We start from the raw sequence: 17,221 nt of genomic DNA on the forward strand, positions 1-17,221 counted from the left end.
TCATGAGCCGCTCATCCTTCGTTAGCGGTGTGGCTGCGTCGTCGCCATCATCGTCTTCCGCGCAGCCGCGCTCGCGCAGCCCACTCGCAACGGCATGCGCGCGTTTCATGCGCAATCGCGCTGCTGTCGTTGCGCTTGCAACGTTGCTGGTGGTCGTGCTTGCGTGCTTCGTCGGTCCGCTGCTGCTGCCCAATAATGCGATCGACAACGACTGGTCGGCGATCAGCCTGCCGCCCACGTTGCAGGGCATGCACTGGTTCGGTACCGACGAAGTCGGCCGCGACCTGCTCGTGCGCACGCTCGAAGGCGGCCGCGTGTCGCTCGAGGTCGGCCTGCTCGGCACGTTCGTATCGGGATTCATCGGCGTGGCGTACGGCGCGATTGCCGGTTACGCCGGCGGCCGGACCGATTCGGCGATGATGCGTGTCGTCGACATGATGTATGCCATTCCGTACATGCTGATCGCGATCCTGATGATGACGCTGTTCGGACGTTCGTTTTACCTTGTGGTGCTGACGATCAGCGCGTTTTCGTGGCTCGATATGGCGCGTGTGGTACGCGGCCAGACACTGACGTTGCGCACGCGCGAATTCGTCGACGCGGCGCGCGCGACCGGCGTCAAGCCGCTCGCTATCATCGCGCGGCACATCGTGCCGAACCTGATCGGCGTGGTCGTCGTCTATGCGAGCATAACGGTGCCGGGCATCGTGCTGACCGAGTCGGTGCTGTCGTTTCTCGGTCTTGGCGTGCAGGAACCGATGACGAGCTGGGGCGTGCTCGTCGAAGACGGCGCGCAGAAACTCGAAGCGATGCCCTGGCTGCTGCTATGCCCGGCAACGATGCTGTGTGTGACGCTCTATTGCGTGAGCTTTGTCGGTGACGGATTGCGCGACGCGTTCGATCCGAAGGAGCGTTGACATGGCGTTGCTGGAAGTGAGGAACCTTGGCGTGCGCTTTGGGCGTCACGACGGCGCGCCGGTCGATGCGGTGCAGGATGTGTCGTTTTCGCTGGAAAGCGGCCGCACGCTCGGCATCGTCGGCGAATCGGGGTCGGGCAAGAGCCAGACGGTGATGGCACTGCTTGGCCTGATCGCGTCGAACGGCGCGGTATCGGGTGAGGCGTCGTTTCGCGGGCAGAACCTGTTGAACCTGAATGCGCGTGATCTGAACCGCATTCGCGGCGATCGCATCGCGATGATTTTCCAGGACCCGATGACGTCGCTCAATCCGTTTCTGACCGTCGAGCGGCAGATGACCGAGGCATTGCAACTGCATCGGCAGATGTCGCGACGCAAGGCGCGCGGTCTTGCAATCGAAGCGCTCGAGCGCGTACGCATTCCCGATGCGGCACGCCGCATCGGCATGTATCCGCACGAGTTCTCCGGCGGAATGCGCCAGCGCGTGATGATCGCGATGGCGTTGCTGTGCGAGCCCGATATTCTGATTGCCGATGAGCCGACCACGGCGCTCGACGTGACCGTGCAGGCGCAGATTATCGAATTGCTGCGCGAGCTCAATCGGGAGCGCGGCACCGCGATTGTCCTGATCACGCACGACATGGGCGTGGTGGCGGGCCTTTGCGACGACGTCATGGTGATGTATGCGGGCCGCACCGTCGAGCACGCGAGCGCGCGCGCATTGTTCGAGCGTCCGAGTCATCCGTACACGGTGGGACTGCTCGACGCATTGCCGCGTTTGACCGATGAAGGCGACGCCCCGCTGCGCACGATTCCCGGCAACCCGCCGCTGCCGGGCCTGGCCGGCGTCGGCTGTGCGTTTGCGCCGCGCTGTCCACATGCGGGCGAGGTGTGCCGCACCGAACGACCGGAATTGGTGACGTTCGAACGCGGATGGCGCGCGTGCCACAGAACGGTCGCTGAAATCGAGGGCTTACGGATGGGAGTGCAGGCATGATGCGTCGTCATCAGGCGGAGTTCGAAGATAGCGACGTACCGTTGCTGTCCGTCGAAGATCTGACGGTCCATTTCAGTGTCGCGCGAGCGGGCCGCCGCGCGCTGCCGTGGTCGAAGCGGGAGACAGTGCACGCGGTGGAACGCGTGACGTTCGACGTCAGGCGCGGCGAGACGGTCGGCCTCGTCGGCGAATCGGGCTGCGGGAAATCGACGCTCGCGCGCGCGCTGATCGGCCTCGTGCCGGTCACGGGCGGCAGCGTTCGCTGGCGCGGCGAGGAGACCGTATTCGGCGCGCGGCGCGAGATCGCCCCGTTGCGGCGCGAGGTGCAGATGATCTTCCAGGATCCGCTCGCATCGCTCGACCCGCGCATGACGATCGAACAGATCGTCGCTGAACCGCTGAAAACGCAGCGTCCCGATATCGGCCGCGCCGAATTGCGCGCGCGCGTGCAGGCGATGCTCGAACGCGTCGGCCTCAACGCGTACCATTTGCAGCGCTATCCGCATGAGTTTTCGGGTGGGCAATGCCAACGGGTTGGTATTGCGCGGGCACTGATCGGCGAGCCGCGGCTCGTGATTTGCGACGAGCCGGTATCGGCGCTGGACGTGTCGATCCAGGCGCAGATCGTCAATCTGCTGCGCGATCTGCAGCGGGAGCTTTCGCTATCGTTATTGTTCGTTGCGCACGATCTCGCGGTGGTCAAGGCGATCAGCCATCGCGTGCTCGTGATGTACCTCGGGCGCGTGATGGAGTTCAGTACGAAAGAGTCGGTTTACGGCGCGCCGATGCACCCTTACACCCGCGCGCTGTTATCCGCGGTGCCGACGCCGGACCCCGCTGTCGAACGGGCACGCGGCCAGGCGCTGCTGCGTGGCGAAATTCCGTCTCCGCTCGATCCGCCATCCGGTTGCGTGTTTCGCACGCGCTGTCCGCGGTCGACCGATGCGTGTGCCAGGGAAGTGCCCGCTGCGCGTGCGTGGCCACCCCGCCCTGGCAAAGTTGCCTGCATTCGCGTGGACGAGGCCTAGCTTCGCATCGTTGCACGCCATATTGCGCCGATTTCGCTTGTCGGTGCCGTAAAGGAATATCCGCGTAGCAAGCCTGTTATCGCTTATGAATTTCCTGGCAGCAACGTCCGCCTGATTCTGCGCGAGGAACGATCAATGGCCTACCCCGGATATCAGTACGTTCGCGACGACTCGCCTCGCGAACGGCCCACGGCCGGCATTGCGCGCGTGAAGCCATTCGATGCACCCGCGTTCGAGAAGGCCGTGACGGCGTTGCTGACGGCAGCGGGCGTCGACATGGAAAGCGAACACGTGCGCATGTCCGCGCAGACCGTGCGCACGCTGTGGCAGCAGCGTTTGCTCGATGGCTACGATGTCGAGCCTGTCGATGCATTCGGCGCCGGTTTTGCCGATGCGCGCCGCGATGTCGTGATCATGCGCAGCATTACCGTGCATGGCATGTGTCCGCATCATCTGCTGCCGTTTCGCGGCGTTGCGCATATCGCGTATCTGCCGGGCGGGCGCCTTTATGGCTTTGGCGGCCTGACGCGGCTCGTCGATGCGGTGTGTCACCGGCTCGTCTACCAGGAGTGGGCAACCGATGCGATTGCAAATGCGCTGGTCACGCATGGCCATGCGCGCGGCGCGGCCTGTGTCATCGAAGCTGAACAGCTGTGTCAATTAATCGGCGAAGTGCGGCGCGGGGAGGAGCGGGTCGTGACGCAGTCGTTTGCAGGCGAATTTGCTAGCGATAGCGCTGCGCGCGCTGAATTTCTGCGGACGATCGGCGCACCCGGGGCGTAGCGTGCCTGCCTGGTCGCGCGGCATCGCCGTGCTCGACCCTTGAAAAACAGCCGAGAGGCCCTGCATGTGCGAACCCATTTATCTGGAGCCATGCCATGGGAAGCCGTCCCCGTTTTATCGACGATCTGTCGGGCGCGCCCGAGGCCGGGCTTGAACCGGCCATCCATCGATCAGCCGGCCCCGAGCCGGCCTCGACGATTCTTTCCGCCTCGTTGGACGATGCGTTACTCGACGCCTACTCGCGCACGGTGATCGGCGCGCTCGACCGCGTGCGCCCGGCCGTGGTATTTATCGCCGTCGACCGGCGTCTGCCCGATGGCCGCACGGCGCGCGCCGGCACCGGCTCGGGTTTTCTGTTTACGCCGGACGGCTATCTGCTCACGAACAGCCACGTCGTGCACGGCGCGGCGCGTATTCACGTGACGCTAGCCGATGGGTCGCAGTTCGACGCCGATCTCGTCGGCGACGATCCGCACACCGATCTCGCGGTGCTGCGCATCGGCTCGGCCGAACCGTTGCCGCACGTCGAACTTGGCGATTCCGGCAAGCTGCGCGTGGGTCAGATTGCGATTGCCGTCGGTAATCCGCTTGGGCTCGAGCAGACTGTCACGACTGGCGTGGTCTCCGCGCTCGGCCGCTCTTTGCGTGCGAATTCGGGGCGGATGATTTACGACGTGATTCAAACCGACGCCGCATTAAATCCCGGCAATTCAGGTGGTCCGCTGATCAATTCGGCGGGGCAGGTGATCGGCGTGAACACCGCGATCATTCCAGGCGCGCAGGCGATTTGCTTTTCGACCGCGATCGATACCGCGAAGTGGGTAATCATGCAGATCTTCGCGCACGGCCGCGTGCGACGCGCTTATATCGGCGTGGCCGGCACGACGGTCGCGCTGCCGCGCCGCATGCAGCGCTATTTCGGTTTGACGTCCGACAGCGCGGTGCATGTGATGGAAGTCGTCAAGAGCAGCCCCGCCGCGTTGGCGGGCCTTCGGACCGATGACAGGATCGTGTCGATCGATGCGTTGCCCGTGGATGGGGTCGACACGCTGCAGCGAGTACTCGACGCCTCGCGGATCGACCGCGCGGTAAGCATGACGGTATTGCGCGGCGCACAGCGGCTCGAGCTGACCGTGACGCCGGTCGAGCAAACGGGCTGACGCATTGCGGTGCGGATGGAGGGGCCATCACAGTGCCGCTTCGCGGTCGAGCAGCGTATCGAGGCGGCCCGATGCGTCGAGCGCCTGCAAATCGTCGTAGCCGCCGACGTGATACGCGCCGATATAGATCTGAGGCACCGTGCGGTGCACGTCGCGTTGCCATAACGCAACCGTCGACCCGTGCGTGCCGGCTACGCTGATTTCGTGAAGGCGCACGCCTTTGCGTTTCAAAAGTGCTTTGGCCGCCGTGCAGTATTCGCAGTCTGGCCGCGTGTAAATCGTGATCGAGTTCATGGCGTTCATCATCCGGTCGAGCAAGCGCGCGTTCCCGCGAGTGAGTGGATGCCGTCACGTGGGTGACGGCTTGACTTCACTTTAGGCGCGCGCTGTATTCGCGTGAACCGCGTAACGGCTCATTTGCATGCTCGATCGGATCAATGCGCTCGGCCGCGTCGTATCGGCGCCGCGATCATGACCCGCCATCACGACTCGGCGCTGTCCATCTGCGCTTCATCGTCCTGTTTCGCCTGCGCATTGCCGCCCGATGTGCGCCAACGTGCAGGCGTAATGCCCGTGTGTCGCTTGAAGATACGCTGGAATGCGGCGTCCGATTGATAGCCGACTGTCTCGCCGATTTCCGCCACGGGCCGGGTCGTCTGCATCAGCAGACGTCCCGCGACCGTCATGCGGACTTCGGTCAGCACGTCGGTTGCCGAGCGGCCGATCGCTTCCTGGAACTGCCGCACGAAAGTCGCGCGCGACATATTGCAGAGCGCGGCGAACTGATCGAGCGTCCACGGTTCGCCAGGTTTGTCAAACATCGCGATAATCGCCGGCTGCAGGCGCGGCCGGCCTGCGAGCGCGAGCAGTCCGTGCGGCGGCGCCGATGCTTCGGTGGCGAAACGCAGTGTGAGGCCGAATAGCGCGGCCGACAGATGGTTGACGAGCGTCTCGCTGCCCGGGCCTTGGTCCGTGGCTTCTTCGCGCATGAGCTCGATGAGCCTTGTTAGTCGCGTGCCGGCGGTGGGTGACGCTCCGCCCGGATTCGCATCGCCTTGCGCGCCTGCATGTTGCGGTGTGCTATGGACGATGAGCCGTCCAGGCAAATGATCGCGCAGCAGACGGTCCGGCACTGCGCCGACCAGAAAACGTCCGCATAGCAGATCCGCGGTCACGTCCGGGTCTCCGCTCTCGACGATCAGCAGCGATTCGTTTCGTCTTTCGATGGCCGGCTTCGGCGATTTGCCGCTGCCGTCATGAATGCGATGCGCGCTGCCCGTGGGAAACAGCACGATATCGCCGGCGCTGATGCGCTCGGGCGGCCCATTGCCGTCCTCGACGATTGCCGTGCCTGAAAGCAGCACGTGATACGGAATCTCGCGCATGCCGGCGGTTTCTTCCTCGATGGCCCACGGTGCGCCGAAGTGGCAGCGTATTTCGAGCCGGCCGCTGACTGGCATCAGCGAAAGAAGACGGCTTAACAAATCCATAGGCGCCGCGTCTGTTCTGTTGTAGTGGTTCGGGAGTATGCACGCAATGCCGCGGACGCTGCGCCCGAGGTGCTGTACGCGGGGCAGCGGGTCAAAACGCGGCGATGGGCAACGTGGTCCGATTCTACTGGAACGGATGACGGCGCGCAGCAAGGGCGCTGCGCGCAAGGCTACGAGTGAGGCGACTAGTCGTCGCTATCCGACGGTTTGCCGCGGTGTGCCGCAGTGTGCCAGTGTCGCCGCGCATGGGATCGCGACGCGGGTACTGCCGCGGCGCTTGCTGCATTGGCCGTTTCATGCGTGATCGACGATGTTTCGGTAGCCCAACCGCCCTTGACGATGGCTCGCTGCAGCAATGACTGAGCCTCCGTATTGCCTTCCTGGATGGCGAGCACGCCACTTGCGGCGTCAAGCACGCAACTCCATTGCGATGAAGCCGCGCACGCGCGCGCACGAGCCAACGATGCATCGATGGTGGCGGTGGGCATTGCGGCGCTCCGCGTTGCGACGGCCGGCGCGCTGCTCGCCGCCGCGTCGTTGCCGCTGCCTGCATGCGGTTCGCGCATCTCACGCGCGGCGGTTTGCTGCGCGGCATCGTCGCGATCGGCTTGTTTGGGGCCGGTATGCTGGAAACCGATGACAGCTCCGAGAATCACGACGAAGCACACGATACTGAGTGCCGCGCTGCTGCCCGGTCCCCACGACATCCAGCGTAAGGCCGCTTTCTGCTGCGATGCCGGTGCGCTCGCCGCAGTGGCAGCCGTTGCGGCATTGGGTCCGGCTTGCACATTGCCTAATGTCGGCGTGTCTGAAGAAAGTCTGTCGGTACTCACGATGTTGCTCCGGCAGGCTAGCGCATCACGGCGGCAACGGTGGCAGTATGTCCCGGCTACGCCGGGACAACGCAGTTGCTTCTTCTTCTTGTGTACCGATGCGCGTACGACCTGTAAACGAGAGGCGGAATTCCCTGTGCGACGGCGGCGGCGCACAAACGACACCATCGGTGCACAGGGCGCGAATTACCACTTGATCTGCGTATCAAACGTTCCTGTTTCGACAATTTCGAACTTCATTTCACCATGGTAGGTGCCTTCAATACGATAGCTCGCCGACGGCACCGAGAACAGGCAGCGTGGCCCGCCCGCGACGAAATCCATCAGCACCCTGCCATGCCGTCGCAGGCGAACTGCTACGTCCGACAGCGGTGCGCCGTTCTGTTGCGCAACGAACGTGATGCCGAGGTTGAATGGATGCCTCGGATCAGGCGAAGTAACGGTTTTTTCAAAGCCTGCCTGCCCGCACACGTAGTACAGCATTTCTTGTGCTTCGGAGTTCGAGCCCGATGCGCTACCCGCTTCCGGCGAAGCCGCTGCGCTAGTGGACGCGTTTGGCATCGACACAGCAGGCGCGGGCGCATCCTGCGCGACTGCAATAGATGAGCCGCATAACGCAAAAGCAATGATGGCTAGCGAGTAAACCCGTCTCGCCGCCGTTGAACCTTGGTCTTTACTTGTATTTATGACAACGTGCATGACGACCTCCTGGGATCGTGGAAAGGAAAGCATAACGAACAGGGACTACAGAATGCAATCGAAAAGCGTCAGCAAAACAGTTCGGCTCGATGATAAGTGATGCATATTATCTTTATGGAACGGGAAACCGCTCATCATATTTCGTTGTAACTAAAGGTTTCCGCTTTGCGCCGATGAAACGATTTGCGCGGACGCTTCGACATCTGGACACAACCATGAATCAAAAATGAAACATCTTCGACACGTCTGATAAAGCACAGAGGAGCTCGCCGGCAGCGACGCGGTCTGCGATGTTCAAGCGCGTCAAAGATAGTACGTTTGTCGGCCTTTGGCAGCAGAACGCTCGCCGTAGCGTGCGCTCTACCTCACAGGACGATCGTCACTAACATGCTCGACATAAGCGAGTCTGTGCGCTGCTTCCGAATCGTCCGTATCAAGGCATTTACATGCGGGACCATTGATCGCCAAGTCAGATCGCCTTGCTCGGGGTTGTATCGCAAATGAAACGCAAGCATCGCGAAATGACTGCCAATCCCATTTCGTCTCGCGCATCGCGTGATGGTTACGCAATGGCACAGATGTCGCTTAACGTGCACGGTCTCGACTCCTTCAAGAAGCAGTCCTTTAGAACAATGCACTTAACGTTAAGGACATACTGTGAACGCTCAAAAAAAGCGTCTTTATGCAGTGCTTGCTCAGCCGAAGCGGTCTCATCCGGCAAACTGCATTTCGCTAGCGACGTGTGCGCCCGTTATGCTCTTGTTCCTATCGTCGATGTGTTCCGCAGTGGAAGCGGAGAATGGAGGCGCACGCGAACCTAACGACGTCGCGGAAGCGCAGGCCATTACGCACACGTCGACAGTCGCGCAATCGGTTCAGCAAGCTCAGCAACCGCCTGAACAAATGTCCGAGCCGAAATCGCAACAACCGATGGAGCCAGATTCCGCTCCCAGCACTTCGGGCCAACAGGAGCCCGCTGCCCAAGCGCCTGCGCCAGCGTCTCCACCAGCGCCCGTAACGACGCCTCCTTCCGCCAATACAGGCGGGCCGCAAGCCGCAAGCGCGTTGCGCACGGAAGTATTCGGACTTGCTACGGGAGGCGGTGCGATTCAAGCGCTTGAGGAGGCCAAAGCGCGGCCCGATATCTTCACGCCAGTAGATATTGCACAGCTTGAAGAACTTTCTATTCGTCAGCAGGTTCGAGGCGGTCGCGATAAGGCGCGCGCCATGACGAGCCCCGATCGATTCGATGGAATCGACACGGCGCTCAAGGCCGCGGACAAGCTCGACGCAAGTCTGCCGAATACGCCTGAGTATCAGCAGATACGGTATGCGCTCGCGGGCGATCGTACTGTGGCCTATGCAGGCCGAGGCGAGATGGAAAAGGCCATATCGTCATATGAGTCGATTCCGGCGAATCAGCCTGTATCGGTCGAAACGCTTGCCTCGGCAGGCGAGGCGTATAGCTACCTGAATGAACCAGCCAAGGCGGAAGTCGCGTATCTCAAAGCCATTCAACAGGAGACCGCGGCAAGCGCGGATCCGGCCACGCGCGGCTATCAATATGGAACGCGCACACGCCCGATCGATTTGCGCGAGGGGTTGTTCTACGCGTACACGGATCAGAACAAATACGTCCAGGCCGGAAAAGTACTCGACGACATCGCCGCTTCGTTGCCGCCGCCCAACCAGGTAAGACCTTGGGACCTTGCCAATGACGATTACCTGAGGCTCAATCGGTTGCGTGGGCAGTATCTGATTTATGTTGGTCAGACAGATGCAGGCCTCGCTGAACTCGACCGTCTCAAGCAGCAAGTGCCGTTTAGCGCGGAAGTGCGTAACGCCGAGGCCGACGCGGAACTCGGCAAGGGCCGCAACCGTCTTGCGAAAGATATGTACGTTGCCGCCCTCAACGATCATCCGGACAACATCGAGGCCTTGGCAGGCCTCGGCCGTACGTCGCTCAATACCGGCGACTATCGGAACGCAACGCAGATCAACGCTGCCTTCGACGATACGTTTCCTGAGAACGGCTCGGTCAGAAACTTCAAGCGCGATTACAACGCGTGGCGTGCACCGACGTTTTCAACGACGTTGAACGCCGAGCACGGTGCGGCTGCGATTGCCGATGAAGAATTCGGTGCAGATACGTACGTCTATTCACCGCCGATCTACGATTTCTGGCGTATCTTCGCTCACAACTACTATCTGTGGGCGCTAACGGACCTGGGCAGGCTGCAACGTATCCGCAATGGTGTCGGCGGCGATTTCCGTCAGGGACCGCTGACCGTGCAGGCCGAAGTGTCGCGCTCGACCGGCCCCGATGGACGAACGGGGGGCAACGGAGAAGTCGAATATGCGTTCAACGACTTCTTCAAGGCGACCGCCAACTTCGATAGCGATTCGAACGAATTGCCGTCGAAGGCTTATGTCAGTCATATCTTTGGGCGTACGGGACAGGTCGGATTCAGCTACACCGACGGCGACCGGCGTACCGCGGATATCGGCTATACGGTTGGCCGCTACAGCGACGAGAACTTCCACCAGGAGATATCGGCCGGTGGATCGCAGCGCCTCTGGACGCTGCCGAATCAGCAGATCAATGGGACGCTGCGTATCGGCACGAGCAGCAACACGCTCACCAATACGCCTTACTTCAGCCCGTCGCGCGATTATTCCGGCGAGCTTGGAATCGTGCATCAATGGTCTGTGTGGAGAAGCGGGGAGCGTTCATTGCTGCAACGTTTTTACATCTCGGGAGGCGCCTATAACCAGAGGGGATTCGGCACGAGCGGCTTTTGGGCCGCGCGCATCGAACATGCGTGGACATTTAGCCACGACATCACCTTGACCTATGGCATCGGCGTTGGCCGCCATGCCTATGACGGAGAACAGGAACTGTCAGAAACCGCATACGCATTGGTCACCGTACCGTTCTAACGTCTTTCTAGTGGGGGTTCGACAATGCAGTCGCGCAGACGTTTTATTTGTGGTTGTCTCGGAGCGATAGCAGGCTGTTCAATATTTCCCAGGCTGGTACCAGCCAAACTGATTGACCTTCTTCCGCCCTCGGATCCGGCCGACGGCAAGACTTTCAGGGTGATCTGTTTTCATGATGTTCGCGACAACCTGCTGTCTTCGTTCAACTCGCAGAACATGATCGACCCGTTCGCGGTGGATACGGGCACATTGACGTCGATATTTTCGTGGCTTCAGAACAATGGCTACCATCCGATTACAGTAAAGGATGTCGAAGCGTCCCGTTCCGGCGGCAAGCCGTTGCCGACACGTGCAGTGATGCTGACCTTCGACGACGGCTTCCGCAGCCATTACACGAAAGTATTGCCGCTGCTGGAGCGTTTCGGCTTTCCTGCGGTGATGGGCATCGTGACATCGTGGACGGATACGCCGCCGAATACGAACATTCGCCTTTCCGCGAAGCTCGAAGTGCCACGGGACACGTTCATGTCATGGGACGAGGTCGAAAAGCTGTCGAAGTCGCCACTCGTTGAAGTCGCTTCGCATACACACGATCTGCACCACGGCGCGATCGCCAACCCGCAGGGCAATGAACTGCCGGCGGCGACGTCGCACCTGTATTTGCAGGATCAGAAGCGCTACGAAACCGATGAGGAGTTCGAGGCGCGCGTGCAAAACGACCTGGCCGGATGCCTGCGTCGCCTGCACGATCATGCGGGCGTTTCGGTACGCTCGATGGTCTGGCCTTACGGCGCCGAGAATCAGTCGGTACGCAAAATTTCCGCGTCGCTCGGCATGCATACGCAATTCAGCCTCGAAGCAGGACCGAACACGCCCGACGTGCCCTTGGACCGTTTGCGCCGCATTCTGATGACGTATGACGTCGACGTCGGCGGGTTCGAGCGTTCCATGCGCGAGCCGGCAACCAATCGCGGTCAGATCAACCCCGTGGAACGTGTCGTGCGCGTGAATCTCGACGATATTTACGAGCCTGACGGCGGCGAGAACAAGTTGGGTCAGCTGATCGAACGGATCTACCGGATGCGGCCGAGCTCGGTTTATCTGAAGGCGTATTCGGATCCGGGCAACACGGGTGTCGCGCAGGCGCTGTACTTCCCGAATCGCCATTTGCCGATGCGTGCCGATCTGTTCTCGCGCACCGCCTGGCAGTTGATTACGCGCGCAAACGTGCAGGTATACGCATGGATGCCGCTGATGGCGTTCCGTGTGCCGGCGCAACAGGCGGGCAAAATCGAACTCGTGACGGCCGCCGCCGGGGCACCCGCTGGCCGGCGCGGCGCGAAGATCGAACGGTTGAGCCCGTTCGATCCGGCCGCTCGCGCCATGATTCGCGACATCTACGCGGACCTCGGCAAGTACACCGCTTTCACCGGTCTGCTGTTCGGCGCGGATGCGATGCTAGACGATTTCGAGGACGCAGGCCGCCACGCCGCGCAAACGTTTCAACAATGGGGTCTGCCGGCCGATATCGCGACGATCCGCGCAAATCCGGACCTCATGAAACGTTGGACCCAGGCAAAGACAAAAGAACTCATCGACTTTTCCACGGAGCTCGAAAAGATCGTGCTCGACAGTCAGAACGGCGGCGACGTGCTGACCTCGCGCGATCTCTATGCGGACGTGCTGCTCGACCTGAACGGGCAGGCGCGCTATTCGCAGAACTACGAAGCGTTCCTGCGCGCATACGACTTCGTCGCATTGCTCGCAATGCCGGACGGCGAACGCTACGGCACCATCAACGGCCGGCTCGACGCGCTCGCGAACGTCACCTTTGCGACACCGAACGCCCTGCGGCAGACCGTGTACCAACTGCCCGTGATCGACCCGCAATCGGGCGCGGAGATCCCGACTCCGAAGCTGCTCGACGAAATGCGTTATTTGCGCCAGCGCGGCGTCGTGAATTTCGGCTATTACCCGGACCGTTTCGCGACGAATACGCCGCAGATGGAAACGATGATCGACGTCATGTCGCTGCGCGCGCGGCTCGATCCGACTTCGATCAATGCGCTCCTTCAGGCGCAACAGGCTAAAGGAGTGACCCGCTGATGACGCACCAACTAATCAGCCGTCTGCAGGATTTTATTTTTTTCTACCCGTTTTTCATGTCGTATTTCTGGATGATAGGAGGTCTGGTTCACTACCTGGCGCTGGAGAAAGGACGTGCGCGCTCGCATCGGGCGCTGGTTGCAGCCGGCATGCCGAAAGTGTCGGTGATCGTGCCGTGCTTCAACGAGGAGTCGAACGTCAGGCGCGTGATCTATCACCTCGCGAATCTCGGCTACGCGAACTACGACATCATTGCGGTGAACGACGGCAGCAAGGACGGAACCGGCGCGATCCTCAACGAACTCGCGAAGGAGATTCCACGCCTGACGGTGATTCATCATTCGAAAAACGAAGGGAAGGCGATCGGCCTGACGACGGCGGCGACGGTTAGCGATGCGCCATATCTGATGTGCATCGACGGCGATTCTTTGCTGGGCCGCGACGCGATTGAATGGATGCTCGAGCACTTCATCTCGGACCCGAATGTCGGTGCCGTCACCGGCAATCCGCGCATTCGTACGCGGACGTCGCTGCTCGGGCGCATGCAGGTCGGCGAGTTTTCGTCGATTGTCGGGTTGATCAAGCGCACGCAGCAGGTCTACGGACGCATCTTTACGGTGTCCGGCGTGATCACGATGTTCCGCAAGAGCGCGCTGGCCGATGTCGGCTACTGGAGCTCGGACATGCTGACCGAGGACATCGACATCAGCTGGAAACTGCAGACGCGAGACTGGCGTGTCGCGTACGAGCCGCACGCATTGAGCTGGATTCTGATGCCGGAGACGCTTAGAGGTCTCTATCGTCAGCGCCTGCGCTGGGCCAAAGGCGGCATCCAGGTACTGCTCAAGTACGCGCCGCAAATCGCGAAGCCTTCGATGGTCATGATGTGGCCGCTCTTCCTCGAATATCTGCTCGGTATCGCGTGGGCATATTCGATGACCTTCGTCATGCTGCTCGGCATCGTCAACATGCTCGTGCCGTTGCCCGCCGACTGGCACATTTCGCTGCTGCCGCACTGGCATGGCATGTTGCTCGTCGCGACCTGCGTGCTGCAGTTGATCATCGGCTGCATGATCGATCGCCAGTACGACGAAAAGCTTCTGTTCTATTTCATGGACACCGTGTGGTACCCGCTTGCTTTCTGGCTGATCAATATGATCACCACCGTCGTTGCTTTGCCTTCCATCGTCCTGCGCCGTCGCGGCAAGCGTGCGGTATGGACAAGCCCAGACCGAGGAATCCAGCATGAATAACGCCCCAGTCATCGACCTGTCGCTGCGCACCCCTCAACAGATCATCGCGGATAAAGGAGTCAAGCTAGGTCTACTGCAGGTCATGTGGTTCCGCCTCATTCGTCCCGCAACGGTAGGGTCGTTGTGGGCTGCGATCGGCGTCTATACGTATCGTTATCTGATGCCGTTCAACGAGAACGAACTGCCGCTCGATCAATTGCTGTCTTATATGGCAGCGATCGGGACGATTGCGGCGGCACTGGTGGTGTGGATGATCGTGTCGCGCGTCGCTCACCCGTTCGCATCGCGTTCGCGCATGCAGCGGCTGTTGCGGCGCACCGCCGGTCTGACCGTAGAGCCGGGGCCATTCGCGGCCGCTTCGCTCAAATGCCGCGGCGCAGTCGCGCGGGTCTTTATCGCGTCGCACGATGCTAACGGGTTTATCGCGGCGTTGCGCGCCATGTCGGAACCTGAAGTGGAGGGGGACGACGAAGGGCCGGCCGATGTACCGATCGGCGCGGACCCGTCGCAATTGCGCTGGTACGACAGCGCGCGCGAAGGACCGCATATGCCGGTCAATATGCCGATCCGGGTTCGCTATGTGATGGGGAGTCGTCCGATGACCGATACAGAGCTTTGAGTACGCGATAGCACTCGCAGGAGCGCTGCTCGAGTGCTGCGCGCTGCTGGATCAGCACGCCGTGACGATCGTGGCTTAGTACGCCGGCCATGCCCATCGCGTGCAGCGCGGAGCGCACCGAGCGCGCGGTTACGCCGAGCGCACGCGAAAGCGTCACGGCCGACGTCTCGATACGTAGGGCGCTGCAGCTGTCCGCGAGCGTGAGCAGACGGCATGCAACCTGCTGCTCGATCGAATGCAGCCGGGTACAGGCGGCCATCTGGGACATTTCGGCGAACACCAGTTCCACGTAGTGCAGCATGCGTGCTTCGACCCACGGCTCTTCTTTCAGGCACGCGAGCAGCGACGCCTCGCTGCAGCGAAACGCCGTGCCCGACGCCGTGACGATCGTGCGAAACGGCATGGACCCGGTGTGCGTGACGATGGGCCAGCCCGCAAAGCCGCTGCGCCCGATCGTGACGAGTTCGATCGACCGGCCGTCGTCGAGGGTGCATTCGTGCGCAAGGCGCGCCGTGAGCGGGAAATAGACGTGATGAAAGACTTCGTTGCAGTCGCACACCACCTGGCCTGCGTGCAGGTCGATGCAGACGAAGTCGTCGACGCGTTCGAGCAGATGCAGGCGGCGCGACAGTTGCGTGAGCACGCTGTCGTAGTCGCCGAAGCGCATGCCGGACGTTGTCGACAGGCCGGACACGAGGGGTTCGGACGCATGCTTCATCTGGGCAGGGGCAAGCAGCTTGTCTCGATTCATGATGCTTTGCTCGTGAGATGTTGAGCGCGCGCGGCGAATACGCGGCGGCGGAACGAAATTTCATCGTACGTTTGGCCGCGCTGCGCATAGGCATGATTGTGCGCGCAGACAGCTCGATGCGAACCGAACGCATTCTTTCGCCGATCTGCGAAGGAACGCATCCTTGAGGAGGATAAGGTCGTGCCGAAAAGCAACCGTGTTGCGCCCTCGCTCGTGTATGCGTCGGCCGCACATGACCCGAGCCTGTGCGAGCGTCTGCGCGAAGCGGGATGGTCGGTCGGCCTCGTCGGCAGCGCGCATGAACTCGAGCGAACGCTGCGGCACGCGGCGGCGCCGAGTGTCGGGCTGCTCGAACTCGGCGACGAGCACGCGAGCGTGCAATCCGGCGCGCGTTCGGGTGTGCAGTTCGGTTCCCTAAGCAGTATCGTCGAGCACTGCCTCTGCGCACCGCAGGTGCACTGGATCGCGGCCGTCACAACGAACCAGCTGCGGCGTGCCGCAACGCGTGAGTTGATCGGGTGCTACTGCCTCGATTACGTGTCTTTGCCATATGCGTTCGATGTCGTCGAGTCTGCATTGCGGCGCGCATTGCGCCTTGCGTCGCTTGTGCGGGGCGTTCCTCACACGCCTTCGCTGTCGGGCGATCAAGCCATGGTCGGGCGCAGCGAACCGATGCTGGCGATGCAACGTGAAATACAGAAAGTTGCCTACACGCAGGCCCCGCTCTTCATCGCCGGCGAATCGGGCAGCGGCAAGGAGCTGACCGCGCGCGCGGTACATGACGCATCGTCGCGCGCGAATGGCCCTTTCATCGCGATCAACTGCTGCGCCATCCCTCCCACGCTCGTGCAAAGCGAACTGTTCGGCCACGAGCGCGGCGCGTTTACCAATGCCGAGCGCCGCAAGATCGGCCATGTCGAGGCAGCCAACGGCGGCACGCTCTTCCTCGACGAGATCGGCGATCTGCCGCTCGAGTGTCAGGCGAGCCTGTTGCGCTTCGCTCAGGACGGCACGATTCAACGGCTTGGCAGCGATGTCTCGATCCCGCTCGACGTGCGCATCATCTCGGCCACGCATGTCGATCTCGAATCCGCGGTTAGCAGCCAGTCCTTCCGCTTCGATCTCTATCACAGACTTTGCGTATTGCGTATCGATGTGCCGCCATTGCGCGAACGAAGCACCGATATACATTTGCTCGCGTTTCATTTACTGGGTCTGTACGCGGGCGAACGAAAGTCACGGATTCACGGCTTTACTCCATCCGCTTTGCGCGCCATGCTGCTGCACGATTGGCCTGGCAACGTGAGGGAACTCGCGAACCGGATCAGACGCGCGATCGTGATGGCGGACGGCGCCTACATTCGCGCGGTCGATCTGGGTCTCGTGGAGCCTCCCGCGCGACGCGCGTTGACGCTTGCCGATGCGCGCGACGAAGCGGAACGCAACTGTTTGCTCTCCGCGCTGCTCGCCCACGGTAACCGGTCAAACGAGGTGGCAGAGGAACTCGACATATCACGCATCACGCTTTATCGACTCAGAATGCGGCATGGGCTGCAGGATATCGCAGGCCTTATGCCGCCGGACCTTTTGGAGCGGCGCAAGTGAGACCTATCGAAAAGCATATTTTTGTCGCGCATGTCATGCG

General features: G+C 61.5%; 15 protein-coding genes. 10 read left to right on the forward strand and 5 right to left on the reverse strand.

Annotation, left to right across the window (positions count from 1 at the left end; genetic code table 11):
- Nucleotides 1–2 precede the first annotated feature (2 nt).
- The 5 genes from BTO02_RS24390 (at nucleotide 3) to BTO02_RS24410 (ending at nucleotide 4,885) form a co-directional block, all read left to right on the forward strand.
- Complete coding sequence (locus tag BTO02_RS24390; protein WP_075159766.1) at nucleotides 3–917, forward strand: ABC transporter permease; 915 nt, start codon at nucleotides 3–5, stop codon at nucleotides 915–917.
- 1 nt (nucleotide 918) lies between these two features.
- Nucleotides 919–1,914, forward strand: a complete 996-nt coding sequence (locus BTO02_RS24395; RefSeq protein ID WP_075159767.1) for an ABC transporter ATP-binding protein — start codon at nucleotides 919–921, stop codon at nucleotides 1,912–1,914.
- Nucleotides 1,914–2,942 (forward strand): ABC transporter ATP-binding protein, encoded by a 1,029-nt coding sequence (locus BTO02_RS24400; RefSeq protein ID WP_075161336.1) that lies wholly within the window; start codon nucleotides 1,914–1,916, stop codon nucleotides 2,940–2,942. Before BTO02_RS24395 ends, BTO02_RS24400 begins: the two co-directional genes overlap by 1 nt.
- 135 nt (nucleotides 2,943–3,077) lie before the next feature.
- Nucleotides 3,078–3,725 carry a GTP cyclohydrolase I FolE gene (gene folE / locus BTO02_RS24405; RefSeq protein ID WP_075159768.1) on the forward strand — a complete coding sequence of 216 codons (648 nt, stop codon included), beginning with the start codon at nucleotides 3,078–3,080 and terminating at the stop codon, nucleotides 3,723–3,725.
- A 95-nt stretch (nucleotides 3,726–3,820) separates the two neighbouring features.
- Nucleotides 3,821–4,885: a S1C family serine protease gene (locus BTO02_RS24410; protein WP_075159769.1), complete on the forward strand. Its 1,065-nt coding sequence runs from the start codon at nucleotides 3,821–3,823 to the stop codon at nucleotides 4,883–4,885.
- Between the two features lie 27 nt (nucleotides 4,886–4,912).
- Here the strand turns inward: BTO02_RS24410 and grxC are convergent, their stop codons facing one another.
- The 4 genes from grxC to BTO02_RS24430 all read right to left on the reverse strand — a co-directional run bounded on the left by grxC (nucleotide 4,913) and on the right by BTO02_RS24430 (nucleotide 7,907).
- The gene (gene grxC, locus BTO02_RS24415; RefSeq protein WP_075161337.1) at nucleotides 4,913–5,179 is read right to left on the reverse strand and encodes a glutaredoxin 3; all 267 of its coding nucleotides are present in this window, start codon (nucleotides 5,177–5,179) and stop codon (nucleotides 4,913–4,915) included.
- A gap of 188 nt (nucleotides 5,180–5,367) precedes the next feature.
- The gene (locus BTO02_RS24420) at nucleotides 5,368–6,375 is read right to left on the reverse strand and encodes a cupin domain-containing protein (RefSeq protein ID WP_075159770.1); all 1,008 of its coding nucleotides are present in this window, start codon (nucleotides 6,373–6,375) and stop codon (nucleotides 5,368–5,370) included.
- A 185-nt stretch (nucleotides 6,376–6,560) separates the two neighbouring features.
- Nucleotides 6,561–7,208 (reverse strand): hypothetical protein, encoded by a 648-nt coding sequence (locus BTO02_RS24425; protein WP_156883967.1) that lies wholly within the window; start codon nucleotides 7,206–7,208, stop codon nucleotides 6,561–6,563.
- Nucleotides 7,209–7,394: 186 nt separating this feature from the next.
- Nucleotides 7,395–7,907 carry a hypothetical protein gene (locus BTO02_RS24430; protein WP_232243659.1) on the reverse strand — a complete coding sequence of 171 codons (513 nt, stop codon included), beginning with the start codon at nucleotides 7,905–7,907 and terminating at the stop codon, nucleotides 7,395–7,397.
- A 657-nt stretch (nucleotides 7,908–8,564) separates the two neighbouring features.
- On the opposite strand from BTO02_RS24430, the gene pgaA reads away from it, so the two are divergent.
- From pgaA to BTO02_RS24450, 4 genes are read left to right on the forward strand one after another with little or no spacing between them, the layout of a single operon-like run.
- Complete coding sequence (pgaA, locus tag BTO02_RS24435) at nucleotides 8,565–10,847, forward strand: poly-beta-1,6 N-acetyl-D-glucosamine export porin PgaA (RefSeq protein ID WP_232243660.1); 2,283 nt, start codon at nucleotides 8,565–8,567, stop codon at nucleotides 10,845–10,847.
- A gap of 24 nt (nucleotides 10,848–10,871) precedes the next feature.
- Nucleotides 10,872–12,953 carry a poly-beta-1,6-N-acetyl-D-glucosamine N-deacetylase PgaB gene (gene pgaB / locus BTO02_RS24440; protein WP_075159772.1) on the forward strand — a complete coding sequence of 694 codons (2,082 nt, stop codon included), beginning with the start codon at nucleotides 10,872–10,874 and terminating at the stop codon, nucleotides 12,951–12,953.
- A complete protein-coding gene (gene pgaC, locus BTO02_RS24445; protein ID WP_075159773.1) occupies nucleotides 12,950–14,206 on the forward strand; it encodes a poly-beta-1,6-N-acetyl-D-glucosamine synthase in 1,257 nt (418 codons plus the stop codon). The genes pgaB and pgaC overlap by 4 nt, the downstream gene beginning before the upstream one ends.
- On the forward strand, nucleotides 14,199–14,825 hold the full coding sequence (locus BTO02_RS24450; RefSeq protein ID WP_156883968.1) for a Biofilm PGA synthesis auxiliary protein PgaD: 627 nt from the start codon (nucleotides 14,199–14,201) through the stop codon (nucleotides 14,823–14,825). The genes pgaC and BTO02_RS24450 overlap by 8 nt, the downstream gene beginning before the upstream one ends.
- Here the strand turns inward: BTO02_RS24450 and BTO02_RS24455 are convergent.
- The gene (locus BTO02_RS24455; RefSeq protein ID WP_156883969.1) at nucleotides 14,761–15,576 is read right to left on the reverse strand and encodes a Crp/Fnr family transcriptional regulator; all 816 of its coding nucleotides are present in this window, start codon (nucleotides 15,574–15,576) and stop codon (nucleotides 14,761–14,763) included. The two genes, BTO02_RS24450 and BTO02_RS24455, sit on opposite strands and share 65 nt — an antisense overlap.
- Before the next feature lie 180 nt (nucleotides 15,577–15,756).
- On the opposite strand from BTO02_RS24455, the gene BTO02_RS24460 reads away from it, so the two are divergent.
- Nucleotides 15,757–17,181, forward strand: a complete 1,425-nt coding sequence (locus tag BTO02_RS24460) for a sigma-54 dependent transcriptional regulator (RefSeq protein WP_075159776.1) — start codon at nucleotides 15,757–15,759, stop codon at nucleotides 17,179–17,181.
- Nucleotides 17,182–17,221 lie beyond the last annotated feature (40 nt).

The sequence above is a fragment of the Paraburkholderia sp. SOS3 genome, from assembly GCF_001922345.1.
Classification (GTDB): domain Bacteria; phylum Pseudomonadota; class Gammaproteobacteria; order Burkholderiales; family Burkholderiaceae; genus Paraburkholderia.